Annotated in this window: 15 protein-coding genes; 9 read left to right on the forward strand and 6 right to left on the reverse strand. The window is 61.8% G+C overall.

Annotated elements, in window-relative coordinates; translation table 11 throughout:
• The first annotated feature begins 203 nt into the window (after positions 1-203).
• The 4 genes from ACQKEN_RS01025 (at position 204) to gcvH (ending at position 4,649) form a co-directional block, all read left to right on the forward strand.
• Complete coding sequence (locus tag ACQKEN_RS01025) at positions 204-1,205, forward strand: extracellular solute-binding protein (RefSeq protein ID WP_427683020.1); 1,002 nt, start codon at positions 204-206, stop codon at positions 1,203-1,205.
• Positions 1,206-1,345: 140 nt separating this feature from the next.
• A complete protein-coding gene (locus ACQKEN_RS01030; RefSeq protein ID WP_427683022.1) occupies positions 1,346-2,962 on the forward strand; it encodes an ABC transporter permease in 1,617 nt (538 codons plus the stop codon).
• Positions 2,963-3,116: 154 nt separating this feature from the next.
• A complete protein-coding gene (gcvT, locus tag ACQKEN_RS01035; RefSeq protein ID WP_427683024.1) occupies positions 3,117-4,199 on the forward strand; it encodes a glycine cleavage system aminomethyltransferase GcvT in 1,083 nt (360 codons plus the stop codon).
• 66 nt (positions 4,200-4,265) lie between these two features.
• Positions 4,266-4,649 (forward strand): glycine cleavage system protein GcvH, encoded by a 384-nt coding sequence (gcvH, locus tag ACQKEN_RS01040; protein ID WP_427683026.1) that lies wholly within the window; start codon positions 4,266-4,268, stop codon positions 4,647-4,649.
• Between the two features lie 98 nt (positions 4,650-4,747).
• On the opposite strand, the gene ACQKEN_RS01045 is transcribed toward gcvH, so the two are convergent.
• The 3 genes from ACQKEN_RS01045 to ACQKEN_RS01055 all read right to left on the reverse strand — a co-directional run bounded on the left by ACQKEN_RS01045 (position 4,748) and on the right by ACQKEN_RS01055 (position 6,531).
• Positions 4,748-5,065, reverse strand: coding sequence for a DUF2388 domain-containing protein (locus ACQKEN_RS01045; protein ID WP_065987516.1), 318 nt, complete (start codon positions 5,063-5,065; stop codon positions 4,748-4,750).
• Positions 5,066-5,142: 77 nt separating this feature from the next.
• Positions 5,143-5,589 carry an NfeD family protein gene (locus tag ACQKEN_RS01050; protein ID WP_427683027.1) on the reverse strand — a complete coding sequence of 149 codons (447 nt, stop codon included), beginning with the start codon at positions 5,587-5,589 and terminating at the stop codon, positions 5,143-5,145.
• 3 nt (positions 5,590-5,592) lie between these two features.
• The gene (locus ACQKEN_RS01055) at positions 5,593-6,531 is read right to left on the reverse strand and encodes an SPFH domain-containing protein (protein WP_265387586.1); all 939 of its coding nucleotides are present in this window, start codon (positions 6,529-6,531) and stop codon (positions 5,593-5,595) included.
• Between the two features lie 145 nt (positions 6,532-6,676).
• Here ACQKEN_RS01055 and ACQKEN_RS01060 point away from each other — a divergent pair, with 145 nt between their 5' ends.
• Both ACQKEN_RS01060 and ACQKEN_RS01065 read left to right on the forward strand, forming a co-directional pair.
• Positions 6,677-7,447, forward strand: a complete 771-nt coding sequence (locus tag ACQKEN_RS01060) for a glucose 1-dehydrogenase (RefSeq protein ID WP_427683029.1) — start codon at positions 6,677-6,679, stop codon at positions 7,445-7,447.
• A gap of 14 nt (positions 7,448-7,461) precedes the next feature.
• Positions 7,462-8,511, forward strand: coding sequence for an L-idonate 5-dehydrogenase (locus tag ACQKEN_RS01065; protein WP_427683031.1), 1,050 nt, complete (start codon positions 7,462-7,464; stop codon positions 8,509-8,511).
• 286 nt (positions 8,512-8,797) lie between these two features.
• On the opposite strand, the gene ACQKEN_RS01070 is transcribed toward ACQKEN_RS01065, so the two are convergent.
• Positions 8,798-10,582, reverse strand: a complete 1,785-nt coding sequence (locus ACQKEN_RS01070; RefSeq protein ID WP_427683033.1) for a GspE/PulE family protein — start codon at positions 10,580-10,582, stop codon at positions 8,798-8,800.
• A 112-nt stretch (positions 10,583-10,694) separates the two neighbouring features.
• On the reverse strand, positions 10,695-11,042 hold the full coding sequence (locus ACQKEN_RS01075) for a hypothetical protein (RefSeq protein WP_427683035.1): 348 nt from the start codon (positions 11,040-11,042) through the stop codon (positions 10,695-10,697).
• A gap of 147 nt (positions 11,043-11,189) precedes the next feature.
• Here ACQKEN_RS01075 and ACQKEN_RS01080 point away from each other — a divergent pair, with 147 nt between their 5' ends.
• Positions 11,190-11,660: an Lrp/AsnC family transcriptional regulator gene (locus ACQKEN_RS01080; protein ID WP_065987447.1), complete on the forward strand. Its 471-nt coding sequence runs from the start codon at positions 11,190-11,192 to the stop codon at positions 11,658-11,660.
• A 180-nt stretch (positions 11,661-11,840) separates the two neighbouring features.
• Here ACQKEN_RS01080 and ACQKEN_RS01085 read toward each other — a convergent pair whose 3' ends face one another.
• Positions 11,841-13,208: an inorganic triphosphatase gene (locus ACQKEN_RS01085; protein WP_427683037.1), complete on the reverse strand. Its 1,368-nt coding sequence runs from the start codon at positions 13,206-13,208 to the stop codon at positions 11,841-11,843.
• Positions 13,209-13,374: 166 nt separating this feature from the next.
• Here ACQKEN_RS01085 and argE point away from each other — a divergent pair, with 166 nt between their 5' ends.
• Together argE and argA are read left to right on the forward strand one after the other, a co-directional pair.
• Positions 13,375-14,523, forward strand: a complete 1,149-nt coding sequence (argE, locus tag ACQKEN_RS01090) for an acetylornithine deacetylase (protein WP_427683039.1) — start codon at positions 13,375-13,377, stop codon at positions 14,521-14,523.
• Positions 14,524-14,672: 149 nt separating this feature from the next.
• A complete protein-coding gene (gene argA / locus ACQKEN_RS01095) occupies positions 14,673-15,971 on the forward strand; it encodes an amino-acid N-acetyltransferase (protein WP_427683041.1) in 1,299 nt (432 codons plus the stop codon).
• Positions 15,972-16,118 lie beyond the last annotated feature (147 nt).

The raw sequence follows: 16,118 nt of genomic DNA on the forward strand, positions 1-16,118 counted from the left end.
GGCTGGTTTATCAGGCTTAACCGTGGTGCAAGGGTTAGCTGCCGCTGCGCGCCAGATCGCGGGACAAGCCACGCTCCTACAGATATTGGATTACCCCTCGCAACATCCGGTAACGCCTCAATCCTGACTTCGGTTGAGATGGCAGATGCGATTCACTACCATTTCGCCTCGTTTTTCCCCTCTCTCGAATCAGGAGAACCTGCATGCAGGCGAGCAAGCGTCTTTTGGCTGCCCTGGCATTAATCATGCTCGGCAGCACCGCCCAGGCCGCAGATGAAGTGGTGGTGTATTCCTCCCGAATCGATGAGCTGATCAAACCGGTGTTCGATGCCTACACCGCCAAGACCGGCGTGAAGGTCAAGTTCATCACCGACAAGGAAGCGCCGCTGATGCAGCGCATCAAGGCCGAGGGCCAGAACGCAACGGCTGACCTGCTGCTCACCGTCGACGCAGGCAACCTCTGGCAAGCTGAACAGATGGGCATCCTGCAGCCGTTCACTTCACCGGTCATCGATGCCAACATTCCCTCGCAATACCGTTCTTCCACCCACAGCTGGACCGGCCTGAGCCTGCGCGCGCGGACCATTGCGTACTCCACCGACCGCGTCAAACCTGAAGAACTTACCACCTACGAAGCGCTGGCCGACAAACAGTGGGAAGGGCGTCTGTGCCTGCGTACCGCCAAGAAGGTCTACAACCAGTCGCTGACCGCCACGCTGATCGAAACCCACGGCGCCGAGGCATCGGAGAAGATCCTCAAGGGCTGGGTCAATAACCTGTCGACCGACGTGTTTTCCGATGACATCGCGGTGCTGGAAGCCATCAACGCCGGCCAATGCGACGTCGGCATCGTCAATACCTATTACTACGGTCGCTTGCACAAGGACAATCCGGATCTCGCCGTGCGCCTGTTCTGGCCCAATCAGTCGGACCGGGGCGTGCACGTCAATCTATCCGGCATCGGCCTGACCAAGTACGCGCCCCACCCCGACGCGGCCAAGGCGCTGGTGGAATGGATGACGGGCCCCGAAGCCCAGACGATATTCGCCGGCACCAACCAGGAATTCCCGGCCAACCCGAAAGTGGCGCCGTCTGAAGAAGTGGCGAGCTGGGGCGCATTCAAGGCGGACACTATTCCGGTTGAAGTGGCGGGTCGGCGGCAGGCCGAGGCGATTCGTATGATGGACCGTGCGGGCTGGAACTGACCGCATCCAGGCAGCACCCGTCTCTAGGAGCGCGCTTGCCCGCGAAGGCTATATGTCTGTGACATAAAAGGTGCCTGACACCTTTTCATCGTGGCCAAGCGGGCTCCTGCAGCCGATCTCTCACTCTATGAGTATTCTCCTTGGCCCACTCCCCCCAGCGTCGCTGGTACCCCCTGGTGTTCACCATCGCCGCGCTGGTGCTGCTGCCGTTAAGCGTGTTGCTGTTCTCCTGGCAAACCATCGATCAGCAGATCTGGTCCCACCTCTGGGAAACCCAGATGCCACGGTTGCTGGGCAACACCTTCACGCTGGTGCTCGGCGTGGGCCTGGGCGTCACGCTGCTGGGCGTGAGTCTCGCGTGGCTGACGGCGCTGTGTGAGTTTCCGGGGCGGCGCTGGCTCGACTGGGCGCTGATGCTGCCGTTTGCCATCCCGGCGTATGTGCTGGCGTTTGTCTTTGTGGGTTTGCTGGATTTCGCAGGCCCGGTGCAGACGCTATTGCGCGAGTGGTTCGGCTCCGGCCTGCGTCTGCCGCGAGTGCGTTCTACCGGCGGTGTGATTATCGTGTTGGTGCTGGTGTTTTATCCCTACGTGTACCTGTTGGCGCGTACGGCTTTTCTGGCGCAGGGCAAAGGCCTGATGGAGGCGGCGCGCATTCTGGGGCAGTCGCCGTGGCAAGCGTTCTGGCGCGTGGCATTGCCCATGGCGAGGCCGGCGATCGGTGCCGGTGTCGCGTTGGCGTTGATGGAAACCCTGGCGGATTTCGGCGCGGTGTCGGTGTTCAACTTCGACACCTTCACCACCGCGATCTACAAAACCTGGTACGGCTTCTTCAGCCTGTCGAGCGCCGCGCAACTGGCGAGCCTGCTGCTGCTGGCCGTCATGCTCCTGCTGTACGGCGAGCATCGCGCACGGGGGGCGAGCCGGCCGAGCAACGAGCGCCCGAGGGTCATGGCGCTGTATCACCTGCATGGATTAAAAGCCGCCGCCGCCAGCACATGGTGTGGGCTGGTGTTCGCCTGCGCGTTTGTGGTGCCGCTCCTGCAGTTGATTGTCTGGGTCTGGCAACGCGGGCGTTTCGACCTCGACGAGCGCTACGCCGGGTTGATTCTGCACACGCTTTATCTGGGCGGCATCGCTGCGCTGGTCACGGTGTGCGTCGCGATGATCCTCGTGTTTGCCCGGCGGCTCGCCCCCACACGCGCCATTCGCTCGGGCGTCAGCGTCGCCAACATTGGCTATGCGCTGCCCGGCTCGGTGCTGGCGGTGTCGATCATGCTGGCGTTCAGTTATCTGGACCGGGAACTGGTTGTGCCGTTATCCAGCTGGCTGGGCGGCGCTGGCAGGCCGTTGCTGCTGGGAAGCCTGGGGGCGCTCGTGCTTGCTTATCTGGTGCGCTTTATCGCGGTCGCATACGGGCCGCTCGAGAACAGCCTGTCGCGCATTCGCCCGTCACTGCCCGAAGCCGCGCGCAGTCTGGGTGTCAGCGGGCCACGATTGTTTTTCAGGATTTATCTGCCGCTGCTCATACCCGGCACGTTGAGCGCTGCGCTGCTGGTCTTCGTCGACGTCCTCAAGGAAATGCCCGCCACGCTGCTCATGCGCCCTTTTGGCTGGGACACGCTGGCCGTGCGTATCTTCGAAATGACCAGCGAAGGTGAGTGGGCACGTGCGGCGTTGCCTGCGCTGACGTTGGTGCTGGTCGGACTGCTCCCGGTCATCGGTTTGATCAGACGTTCGGCCAAGCCGATTGGTTAGGTGCGGGGTCCTAACCTTGCGGCTACAATGCGCCGCAATCGACTCGGTCTGTCAGACAATTCCACAAATTAGCAAAGGTTTCAGACCCCAATTCACGGGGGATTTGCGGGATTGTCAGGGACTGCGTCTTCGCCACGCCCGGAAGGAGAAACCCATGGGACAGCGTACGCCCCTCTTTGACCTGCACCTCGCGCTCGGCGCGAAGCTGGTCGATTTTGGTGGTTGGGACATGCCCTTGCACTACGGCTCCCAGGTCGAGGAGCACCATCAGGTGCGCCGGGACTGCGGAATTTTCGACGTGTCGCACATGCATGTGCTCGACGTATCCGGCAGTCAGGCCAAGCCCTGGCTGCAGCATCTGCTGGCCAACGACGTCGGTAGGTTGCAACAGACCGGGCAGGCGCTTTACAGCGCGATGCTCGACACCCATGGCGGCATCGTCGACGACATGATCGTTTACCAGACCGACGAAGGTTATCGACTGGTGGTCAACGCAGCGACCGGCGACAAGGACCTGGCCTGGATGAACGCCAACCTGGCCGGCTACGACGTGCGCATCAAGCACCGCTCGGAGCTGGCCATGCTCGCCATTCAGGGCCCTAACGCCCGGCAGAAGATCGGCGAACTGGTCAATCAGGAACGCACCGCGCTTATCCACACCCTCAGACCTTTCGAAGGCCAGCAAGAGGGCGAGTGGTTCATTGCCCGTACGGGCTATACGGGTGAAGACGGCCTGGAAATCATCCTGCCAGCCACTGAGGCCTGTGCCTTTTTCAATGACATGGTCGGCGCCGGCATCTCACCGATTGGATTGGGCGCCCGCGATACGCTGCGCCTGGAAGCGGGCATGAACCTGTACGGTCAGGAAATCGACGAGCAGGTGTCGCCGCTGACCTCCAATATGGCCTGGACGGTCGCGTGGATGCCTGAAGACCGCACGTTCATCGGGCGCGCTGCACTCGAAGCAGAGCGCACGCGAGGGATTCCCTCCAAGCTTGTAGGGTTGGTCCTTGAAGAACGGGGCGTTTTGCGCGCTCATCAGGTCGTCCGAATAGCGGAAGTTGGCGAAGGAGAGATCACCAGTGGTAGTTTCTCTCCTACGCTAAGCAAGTCGATTGCGCTGGCGCGAGTGCCGATGGCCACCGCTGACCGTGCCGAGGTTGAAATCCGGGGCAAGTGGTACCCGGTCCGAGTGGTTCGACCCGCATTCGTGCGTCACGGCAAGGCCCTGATATAACCCTGATATTGAAGCCATCCCTGGCGGGTTTTTCCGCTGACCTGATGAAGTAGAGAGGAGAAGAACATGAGCACTATTCCCGCCGAACTGCGTTTTGCCGAGAGCCACGAGTGGGCCAGGCAAGAGGGAGATCTGATCGTTGTCGGTATCTCTGATCATGCGCAGGAAGCGCTGGGTGACGTCGTGTTCGTCGAGCTGCCTGAGGTAGGGAAAGTTTTCTCGGCCGCAGGTGATCAGGCAGGTGTCGTTGAGTCGGTAAAGGCTGCGTCTGACATCTACTCGCCAGTGGCGGGCGAAGTCGTCGAAGTCAACGAAGCGCTGGCCGGGGAGCCAGAGGCATTGAACAACTCGCCTTACGATTCGTGGATCTTCAAGGTCAAGCCTGCCAATGCCGCAGACCTGGGCAAGCTGCTCGACGCAGCCGGCTACAAGGCGCTGATCGGCGAATAAGCCGATCAGTCAGATGCAAAAAAGCCGCTCAGATGAGCGGCTTTTTTTTGGGGAGCGAGATTGGCGTTGTGCCGCCGACTCATCCCGACGGGTCCGCCTTATTGCTCGGCAACCAGATTCTTCGCCAGGATGGCGTTTGCCAGGTCCATGTCCGATGCCTTCAGAGCCGGATTGTCTTTGCGTACTTGATCCATGGCTGCTTCCAGATATGGGCCACGGATTTCGCCATTGCTGGCCACGAAGCTGCCAGCGTCGTCTTGTGCAGCGACGATCAGCTTGTGGTGACGGAAGGTGAGATAGGTGGAACCGGTTGTGGCACCAGATGAAAGCACATCCCGCAGAAAACCGTCGGCCATTGCTGAACCGACCGGCAGGGAAAGCAAGGCTAACGTGGCTACAGCAAGTTTAAGACGCATGACGGGTACTCCGATGTTGGTTTGTTCTGAAACGATTTGATACGCCATCTCCCGTTCTAGTTCCCATGCGCAGGGCCTCATATAGCCTCGACCTGCAAAATCGTTCCATCCTGCGCGATCACCCGGACCTGTTCGCCGGCCGGCGTATCCGGGCCGGTGACCATCCAGACGCCGTCGCCGACTTTGATTTTGCCGCGGCCGCTGACAATGGCGTCGTGTACGGCAAACGTGTGCCCGATCAATTCCGAACCGCGCATGTTCAGGCCAGGCTGGTCCGACCTGCGCTGAACACTGCGCTGACGCCGCCACCAGTACAGCGCCGTCAGGACCGATAGCACGGCGAACAGCAGGAACTGCACTTCCCAGCTTAAGCCCGGCAGGATGTAAGTGAGGACGCCGACGCCCGCCGCAGCGACCCCGATCCACAGCAGATAACCGCCCGCGCCGAACACTTCCAGGATCAGCAGCACAGCGCCGAGCCCCAGCCAGTCCCAAAACGACAGATCGTGCAGATAATTCCACATGGCTCACACTCGCTTGCCGGCTTCAGGCTTGGGCGTGTCGAACGATGCCTTGACGATCTCGCCAATGCCGCCAATGGCGCCGATCATCTGACTGGCCTCCAGCGGCATGAGGATGACCTTGCTGTTATTGGCCGACGCCAGTTTCCCCAGCGCATCAATGTATTTCTGCGCGACGAAATAATTGATTGCCTGCACGTCACCTGCCGCGATGGCTTCGGAAACCACTTGGGTTGCGCGTGCCTCAGCCTCGGCCTGACGCTCGCGGGCTTCGGATTCCAGAAAGGCCGCCTGGCGCTCACCCTCGGCTTCCAGAATCTGCGCCTGCTTCTTGCCCTCGGCGGTGAGAATGGCGGACGCGCGAAGGCCCTCGGCCTCAAGGATCTGCGCCCGCTTGATACGCTCGGCCTTCATCTGACCCGACATCGCCGCCATGAGGTCGGCGGGCGGGCTGATGTCCTTTATTTCAATCCGGGTGATCTTGATGCCCCAAGGGGCGGTGGCTTCATCAACGATCCGCAGCAGGCGCTCGTTGATGCCGTCACGCTGGCTGAGCATCGCATCCAGCTCCATCGAACCCAGCACGGTGCGGATATTGGTCTGCAGCAGGTTGCGGATAGCGTGTTGCAGGTTGTTGACCTCGTAGGCGGCCTGGGCGCAGTTGACCACTTGATAGAAACACACGGCGTCGATCTGCACCGTGGCATTGTCGGACGTGATGACCTCCTGGGGCGGGATGTCGAGCACGGTCTCCATCATGTTCAACTTGTGCCCGATGCGGTCCACCAGCGGCACGATGATGTTCAGTCCGGGCTTAAGGGTGTTGGTGTAGCGCCCGAAGCGTTCGACGGTCCACTGGTAACCCTGGGGCACCACTTTGAAGCCCATGAAGACGATGGCGATGGCCAGCGCCACGAAAAGTAAAACCACACTACCGGTTTGCATAACGGATCCCTGTTGATGACGATGAGAAGTTGATAGGGCAGAGTACGGTGACTGCCTTATGCGCCGCGAACCTTTCTTGTACCACTGGAAGAATAGCTGGGGCAGCACATTGAGACTTAAGCCACAAAAACAATAGGAGGGCGTCATGGCTGTTCTGGAAAGTTTTCGTCTCGACGGCAGGGTGGCTCTGATCACGGGCTCCAGCGCGGGCATCGGCCTGGCGATTGCCCGGGGCCTTGCCGAAGCAGGCGCGACGGTCGTGCTCAACGGCCGCAATGCCGAGACGCTGCAATCGGCCGCCCAGGCGCTGGCGGCCGAGGGGCATGGGGTTCATACCCAGCGTTTTGACGTGACGGACAGCGCGGCGGTCGCCGCTGCGGTTCAGGCAATCGAAGAGCGCGTCGGACCGCTGGAAATCCTGGTCAACAACGCTGGCATACAACGCCGTGGGCCGCTGGCGGAGTTCGCCGAGGCGGACTGGCACGAGCTGATGCGCACGAACCTGGACAGCGCGTTTTTCGTCGGCCAGGCCGTCGCGCGGTGCATGATCCCCCGTGGGCGCGGGCGCATCATCAACATCTGTTCGGTGCAGAGCGAGCTGGGCCGCCCGGGTATCGCGCCGTACACCGCAAGCAAGGGCGCGCTGAAGATGCTGACCAAGGGCATGGCGATCGATTGGGGCCCGTTCGGTCTCAACGTCAACGGCATCGGGCCGGGCTACTTCAAGACCGAGCTGAACGCTGCGCTGGTGGCCAACACCGAATTCAGCGACTGGCTGGTGCAGCGCACGCCGAGCCGTCGCTGGGGCGAAGTGTCGGAGCTGGCGGGCGCGGCGGTGTTTCTGGCCTCGGACGCGGCCAGCTTCGTCAACGGCCACATCCTTTACGTCGACGGTGCCATCACGGCATCGCTGTAATCCGGAGAATGACCATGCAAGCGATTGTCTGCCATGCCGCGAAAGACCTGCGTGTCGAGCCCGGCAACGAAGCGTTGCCGCTTTCTGCCGGCCAGCTGCGCGTACGCGTGGCTCGCGGCGGTATCTGCGGCTCGGATCTTCACTATTACCAGCACGGCGGCTTCGGTGCGGTCCGGCTGAAAGAGCCGATGGTCCTCGGCCATGAAATCTCGGCGGTCATCGAGGAAGTCGGCGACGCGCAGAGCGCTTTCAGCGTCGGACAACGAATTTCCGTATCGCCGTCACGGCCGTGCGGCGACTGCAAATACTGTCACGAAGGCCTGCCCAACCATTGCCTGAACATGCGCTTTTACGGCAGCGCGATGCCGTTTCCGCATATTCAGGGCGCGTTCCGCGAGCATCTGGTGATCGAGTCAAGCCAGGCCCATCTGCTGGCGCCAACCACGACGCTGGCTGAAGGCGCACTGGCCGAGCCTCTGTCGGTCGGGCTTCACGCGATCCAGCGCGCCGGCGGTGTGTTCGGCCAGCGCGTGCTGGTGACCGGCTGCGGCCCGATTGGCAACTTGTTGATCGGCAGCCTGCGCGCGGCGGGTGCGTTGCAGATCATTGCCGCAGACCTTAGCGACAGCGCCTTGGCGTGCGCGCGCCGCATGGGCGCCAGCGAAACCCACAATCTGCGCGACGAGCCCGAAGCACTGGCGCGCTATACCGCCGACAAGGGTTATTTCGACGTGATGTTCGAGGCCTCCGGCAGCGCCCACGCCTTGCGCGATGGCCTGACGTGCATGCGCCCGCGCGGGATTGTGGTGACGGTCGGGCTCGGCGGCGATGTGGCGATTCCGCTGAACCTTGTGGTGGGCAAGGAAATCGACCTGCGCGGCACCTTTCGCTTCCACCCCGAATTCGCCCAGGCGGTGGACTTGCTCAATCGCAAGGTGATCGACGTGACCCCGGTGATCTCTCATACCATTGCATTTCAGGACGCGGTGCAGGCGTTCGAACTGGCGGGGGACAAACAGCAGGCGATGAAAGTGGTGCTGGATTTCGGGGTGCCGGACCAGTGAAAGCACGGCGTTTATGAAGGTCTGACCGGGGATTGCCGGCGCGTAAACCTGTAGGAGCGCGCTTGCCCGCGAAGACGTCAGATCGTCCAATACAAAGGTAAGTTGATCCACCCGGCTCAGTAGGAGCCGGCTTGCTGGCGAACGCGTTATGTCAGTTACGAATGCATCGACTGACACGCCTCATTCGCCAGCAAGCCGGCTCCTACAGCGATTGCGGTGTGTCCGTTAACTCGGTGATGAGTCATCTGACGCTTCCGCGGGCAAGCGCGCTCCTGCAGTCGGCGGGCTAGCGCTGCTCGCTCTGCGGTGTCACGCGCAGCACCTCTTCAACCGTCGTTAGCCCCGCCGCGACCTTTTGCGCGCCTGACAAGCGCAGGCTGCGCATGCCGTCCTTGAAGCCCTGGCGACGCAACGTCGTCAGGTCCAGGTCCGCCGTGATCAGCGACTTCACGGCGTCGGACATCAACATGATCTCGTACACCCCCGCCCGCCCGCGATAACCCGTGTCGCGGCACTCCGCGCAGCCCACCGCCCGGTGCGCGCCGCTCGGCACTGGCGCCTGCCACGGCCGCGTCAGAGTCTGCCAGTCAACCTCATCCATTTCGATCGGTGCCTTGCAGTGCGGGCACAGCGTACGCACCAGACGCTGGGCCATCACGCCGAGGATCGTCGCCTTGAGCAGGTAATGCGGGACGCCCAGCTCCAGTAGACGGCTGATAGCGCTGGGCGCGTCGTTGGTGTGCAGCGTCGACAGCACCAAGTGACCGGTCAATGCCGCCTGAATCGCCATTTCTGCGGTTTCCAGGTCGCGAATCTCGCCGATCATGATGATGTCCGGATCCTGCCGCATGAGCGCGCGCACACCGCTGGCGAAGGTCAGATCGATGTTGTGCTGTACCTGCATCTGGTTGAACGCCGGCTCAACCATCTCGATCGGGTCCTCGATGGTGCAGAGGTTCACCTCCGAAGTCGCCAGCATCTTCAGCGTCGTGTACAGCGTGGTGGTCTTGCCGGAACCGGTCGGCCCGGTCACCAGAATGATGCCGTTAGGCTGCCGGGTCATGCCTTCCCAGCGACGCAGGTCATCGCCGGAGAACCCGAGCTGGTCGAAGTCCTTGAGCAGCACTTCCGGGTCGAAGATACGCATCACCATCTTTTCGCCGAAGGCCGTGGGCAGCGTCGATAACCGCAGCTCAACCTCGCCGCCGTCTGGCGTCTTGGTCTTCACCCGGCCGTCCTGGGGCTTGCGCTTCTCGGCCACGTTCATCCGGCCCAGACTTTTCAGGCGGCTGGTGACGGCCATCGCGACCTGCGGCGGGAATTGATACACGTTGTGCAGCACGCCGTCGATGCGGAATCGGACGGTACCGGCCTCGCGACGGGGCTCGATGTGAATATCGCTCGCCCGCTGCTGGTAGGCGTACTGGAACAGCCAGTCGACGATATTGACGATGTGCGCGTCGTTGGCGTCCGGCTCCTGATCGCTGGCGCCCAGCTTGAGCAGCTGTTCAAAGTTGCCCATGTTGCTGATTTTTTGATCGCTGGCGCTCGCGCCGCTGACCGATTTCGCCAGCCGGTAAAACTCGACGGCCAGTTTCTGCACGTCGACGGGATTGGCGACGACGCGCTTGATCGGCATCTTCAACACGTGGGTGAGGTCGGCTTCCCACGCATTCACATAGGGTTGCGCGCTGGCGATGGTCACCGCGTCGCGATCGACGTCCACCGCAAGAATCTTGTGGCGTTGGGCGAAGGCGTAGGACATCAACGGGGTCACCGCGGCAACGTTGATCTTCAGCGGGTCGATGCGCATGTACGGCTGGCCGGATTGCTCCGCCAGCCAGGCGGTCAAGGTTTCGAGGTCGAGTTTCTTGCCGGGCCGCTTGTGGTTATCGAACTGCTGGGTGGCGATGAGTTCGAGCGGGTGGGCGTGGAGATTCTGCGCGGCTCGGCGCAGCGTGAGCGCATATTCGGCGTTGTCCTGATCGAGGTATCCCTGCGCGACGAGGTCACGCAATACTTCGTTCAGATCCAGCCAGCGGTCCTGAGATGATGAGGCGAGGACGGACATGCGGGCTCCTTCGGACGAGACGACTTACTTCGGTGTTGAGCAAGAGTAGTCCCAAGCGTGCCAGTTGTTGCGCCCTGCCGGTAGCGAAGCGTTGCCAATATTTTCGGAGCACTCAACTGGCGGCGAGTGAGACGGCCTCGGTTACGACGTGTAATTCGCCCATGGGTTCAAGTTCGACCGAGCACACACTGACCATGTTGCGCATTTTTTCGCCAATCACCTGAGCGCGGTGCCACGTCATGCCGCCGACTTCGACGCTCACCATCAGCATGCCTTTCTGCTGCAAGACGCTGACCTGTTGGGGAATCAGGTACTGCATGGCGAACAGGTTGAGCAGCCTGCAGAGTACGTCAGCTTCCGCCTCGGCGAGGATTTGATAACGCGACAGGCAGTGAGCGTTTGCCACGGACCAGGCATCGTGGCGAAAAGGTGCAGGGCTGGCGGGTTCAAAATTCGGCATGGGGATCTCCTGACAATCTCGTCGTAGCAATGACGTTCAATGGCAGGAATTTTTACACGCTGAAAAAGAAATATCTGATCGAAGATACGCTGTATTAGGCTATATGAGACTTGTTTATGTGCAGCAGCCTACCTTCAGGAATTAACTATGCAAATTGAGCTTGATGCCTACGACCGGAAGATTCTGGCGCTGCTGCAGGAGGATGCGTCGCTGTCCAGCGCGCAGATCGCCGAGCAGGTCGGCCTGTCGCAGTCGCCTTGCTGGCGGCGCATTCAGAGGCTCAAGGAGGAAGGCGTGATCCGGCGGCAGGTGACACTGCTGGATCGCAAGAAGATTGGCCTTAATACACAGATTTTTGCCGAGGTAAAACTCAACGCCCACGGTCGGTCCAACTTCACCGAATTCACCGAGGCGATCCGTGGCTTTCCCGAAGTGCTGGAGTGCTATGTGCTGATGGGGTCTGTGGACTTTTTGCTGCGCATCGTCACGCCGGACATCGAAGCGTACGAGCGATTCTTCTTCGAAAAGCTCTCCCTGGTGCCGGGCATTCAGGAGGTGAATTCAACGGTCGCGCTGTCGGAGATCAAATCCACGACCAGCTTGCCGATTGGCAGATAGGGAGCCAGTTCCCGGCGGGAGCGCGTCCCACTGACACACCGCGTGCCTTTCGTAGGACTGGCTTCAGCCGGGAAGGCGTCGGTAGATACACCGCAAAACTGAGGGTGCTGCCACTCGCCTCTTCCCGGCTAAAGCCGATCCTACCAAAACAGCGTCAGCCGGTCCTATGCGTACGGCGTCTTACAACTTCAGCAATGTCTTCCACGCCCGGCTTTGCAGCACGGTGATGGTTTGCTGAACGCGGGCATCGAGGATTTCGTCGGTGATGTCCAGGTGCGCCAGTTGCTCGAGCTTGTTCAACTCGCCGTACAGGCGATCCAGCTCAGGCAGGTCAAGGGCCTGGCGGGCGTAATGCAGCCAGACCTGAATGCGCTCGATGCGCGGCAATTGCTCGGCCAGATCTTCCGGCTGCTGCTGATAGCGCGGCAGGTTCAGCGCGGTGGCTTCATCGCCCAGGAAACGCGGTACCCAGCTGCTGAGCATCGCGTGGCCCTGACGATTGCCACGGTTGTTGCGCTCGACCGTCCAGCTGCGCGCCATCAGCCAGCGCGAGGTGGTCAGCGAGAACAGGCCCCAGCGGGTGTCCTGCAGCTCTTCGATGAACTGCTCATGGGCAGCGGCGCGTACATCGCCATCTTCCTGACCGGCGAGCACCAGCGTGCGCCAGTCTTCCAGCAAGGCGTCCAGCGCGGCGCGCAGGTCATGGGTCGTTGCGCGAGGAGCGGCCTGACCGAGGCTGCCGGCCAAGGCGCGCAGCTCAGCGAGCACTTCTACCCACTCCTGCAACAAGCTCCAGTGACCGTTGAAACGGTATTGCTCGGCCAGACGCTGGCTGCTGCCGAGCAGGAACCAGGCGATGGCGCTGAAGGCGTCGTCTACCGAGAGCTCGCCATGCAGCTCAGGCGTCGGCAGTTTGATCGAATAGCTGCCGGCGTCGAACAGGCGATAGCCACGTTCGGCCTTGCTGATATCGCACGGCATCAGCGGCAGTTTCTCGGCCAGCTCTGCGGCCAGTTCCAGCAGCGCGGCAGGGTCGCCTTCGCGCAGCTCAAGCTCCAGTTCGCAGATTTCTTCCTGCTGCTTGCCGGCGACAACCTTGCCCAGGTCCAGCGCCGCTTCGATCACCACCTTGGTCTTGCCACGACCCCAGGCGATTTCCGCTTTCTCGCGGACGAAGTCAGTGGTGAACACCGGCTTGATGGTTTTCTTGTCCAGATCCGCCAGTTGCTCAGGCCAGCATTCGCCGTCGAGCTTCTTCAGGTCCAGCTTGGCCTTGGGCACATCCCAGTTGTATTCGTTTCGCTCGGACAGGCCTGCGACGCTCTGGCCGCGGGTCTTGAGGGTCTGAATGATTGCGTCGCCATCGCGGCGCAGGCGCAGCGCAACCTTGGCATGGGCCAGCTCGCGCTCGGGGGTGTCGAAGTACTGATTGAACAGCTCCAACCGCTCCCAGCCGCTCTTGTTGCGCTTCTTCAGCAACGGGTGCTCGCGCAGGGCTATGAGGGTTTCGCGGCTGACGCGGAGTTTGATTTCGGTTTCTTTCTGCATGGCCGGAGAATCCAAACGCTCTATCGCTGATAACAGGGGTCGCAGCCGGAATCGACACAGCTGCGTGGGCCGTGCAGTGTACAGGACATCAACCGCGACAGTTTATTCATGCGGGCCAATCGACCTATGATGGCTGGCGTGTCGCACCCCATCCCCGGAGTCGCCTATGCCGTTGCCGTCCATGAAAGACCAGTTCGCCGCCCTGATCGCCGCGCCGTCTGTGAGCTGTACGCAGCCTGCGCTCGACCAGTCCAATCGCGCCGTGATTGACCTGCTGGCAGGGTGGCTTGGCGATCTGGGTTTCGCCTGCGACATTCAGCACGTGAGCCCGGGCAAGTTCAATCTGCTGGCCACTTTCGGCACCGGTCCCGGCGGGCTGGTGCTGGCGGGGCACAGCGACACGGTTCCGTACGATGACGCGCTGTGGAAGACCGATCCGCTGAAGCTGACCGAGGTCGATGGCAATTGGGTAGGACTGGGCAGCTGCGACATGAAAGGCTTCTTCGCCTTGGCCATCGAAGCGCTGCAGCCCCTGCTCGATCAACCGTTCAAGCAGCCGCTGATCATTCTCGCCACCTGCGATGAAGAAAGCTCGATGGCCGGTGCCAAGGCGTTGGCTGCGGCCGGCGGTGTGCTGGGCCGCGCGGCGGTTATTGGCGAGCCGACCCGCCTCAAGCCGGTCCGCCTGCACAAGGGCGTGATGATGGAGCGCATCGAGATTCTCGGCCGCAGCGGTCACTCCTCGGACCCAAGCCTGGGGCGTAGCGCCCTGGAAGCGATGTACGACGCCATTGGCGAGCTGAAAGGCCTGCGCCGAGAATGGCAGGAGCAATACCGCAATCCGCAGTTCAGCGTGCCGCAACCGACCCTGAACTTCGGCTGCATCCATGGCGGCGACAACCCGAACCGGATCTGCGGGCAGTGCTCGCTGGAGTTCGACCTGCGCCCGCTGCCGGGCATGGACCCTGAAGTGCTGCGCGCGGCGATTCGGCAGAAGCTGCAACCCCTCGCCGAACTGCATCAGGTGCAGATCGATTACGCACCGCTGTTTTCGGAAGTGTCGCCGTTTGAAGAAAGCGCCGATGCGGAACTGGTGCGAATCGCAGAGCGTCTGACCGGTCATACGGCCGAAGCAGTGGCATTTGGCACCGAAGCGCCTTATCTTCAGCGCCTTGGTTGCGAAACCATCGTGATGGGGCCCGGTGATATTGCCTGTGCGCACCAGCCCGGTGAGTATCTTGAAATGTCACGTTTGCAGCCTACAGTGCGTCTGTTACGTCAATTGATCGAACATTACTGCCTGGCTACCCCTTGAGCGCGCCCATGCGCTGCTTGAGTCAGGGCCTGTCTCAGAATTAACCGAAAAGGAGAGTACGCGTGTTGCGATGCCTGTTCCGACGATAAAGCTCATGCCGTCTTGAGTGTTTCCACCCTTCGTCCATCCACTACAGGCTCCTTTCGGATATGCCCGATTACGTCAATTGGCTCCGCCACGCGTCTCCCTATATCAATGCCCACCGGGATTGCACCTTCGTCGTCATGCTTCCGGGCGATGGCGTCGAGCACCCGAACTTCGGCAACATCGTCCACGACCTCGTGTTGCTGCACAGCCTCGGCGTGCGCCTGGTGCTGGTTTACGGCTCCCGCCCGCAGATCGAAAGCCGCTTGCAGGCCCGTGGCCTGACGCCGCATTTCCACCACGACATGCGCGTGACCGATTTCGCCACGCTCGAATGCGTGATCGACGCCGTCGGCGCCCTGCGAATTGCCATTGAGGCGCGTTTGTCGATGGACATGGCCGCTTCGCCGATGCAGGGCTCGCGGCTACGCGTGACGGGCGGCAACTTCGTCACGGCGCGTCCGATCGGCGTCCTTGAAGGCGTCGATTTCCAGCACACCGGCGAAGTGCGCCGCATCGACCGCAAGGGCATCAGTCGTCTGCTCGACGAGCGCTCCATCGTGTTGCTCTCGCCGCTGGGGTATTCGCCCACCGGCGAGATCTTCAACCTGGCCTGCGAAGACGTGGCGACGCGCGCGGCGATTGATCTGGGGGCGGAAAAGCTGCTGCTGTTTGGCGCCGAGTCAGGCTTGCTGGACGAGCAGGGCCGATTAGTCCGTGAGCTGCGTCCACAACAGGTCCCCGCGCACCTTCAGCGCCTGGGCAGCAACTACCAGGCGGAGCTGCTGGATGCCGCGGCCCAGGCCTGTCGCGGGGGTGTGGCGCGCAGCCATATCGTCAGCTACGCCGAAGACGGCGCGCTGCTCTCCGAGCTGTTCACCCGCGCGGGCGGCGGCACGCTGGTGGCCCAGGAGCAATTCGAGCTGGTGCGCGAAGCATCGATTGGCGATGTCGGTGGGCTCATCGACCTCATCACGCCGCTGGAAGAGCAGGGCATCCTCGTGCGTCGTTCGCGGGAAGTGCTGGAGCGGGAAATCGAGCAGTTCAGCGTGGTCGAGCGCGAAGGCCTGATCATCGCCTGCGCCGCGCTGTATCCGATTGCCGATTCCGAGGCGGGTGAGTTGGCATGTCTGGCGGTGAACCCCGAGTACCGCCACGGTGGGCGCGGCGACGAGTTGCTTGAACGCATTGAAGAACGCGCCCGGGCATTGGGTCTGAAAACCCTTTTCGTCCTTACAACCCGTACGGCGCACTGGTTTCAGGAACGCGGCTTCGAGGCCAGCAGCGTTGATCGCCTGCCCAGCGCGCGCGCGTCGCTGTACAACTATCAGCGTAATTCGAAGATTTTTGAGAAGTCGATCTAAGGCGTGATGCCGGATTCAACACCGGCATCGACCCGACCCCCTGTAGGAGCGCGCTTGCCCGCGAACGCATTTCGGCTGCGACGGATCGGTTGATTGACACGCCGCCTTCGCGGGCAAGCGCTCCCGCAGCGGTCGTAGTGCACCTGT

Origin of the sequence: Pseudomonas sp. NPDC078416, assembly GCF_050268485.1 — a bacterium.
GTDB lineage: Bacteria > Pseudomonadota > Gammaproteobacteria > Pseudomonadales > Pseudomonadaceae > Aquipseudomonas.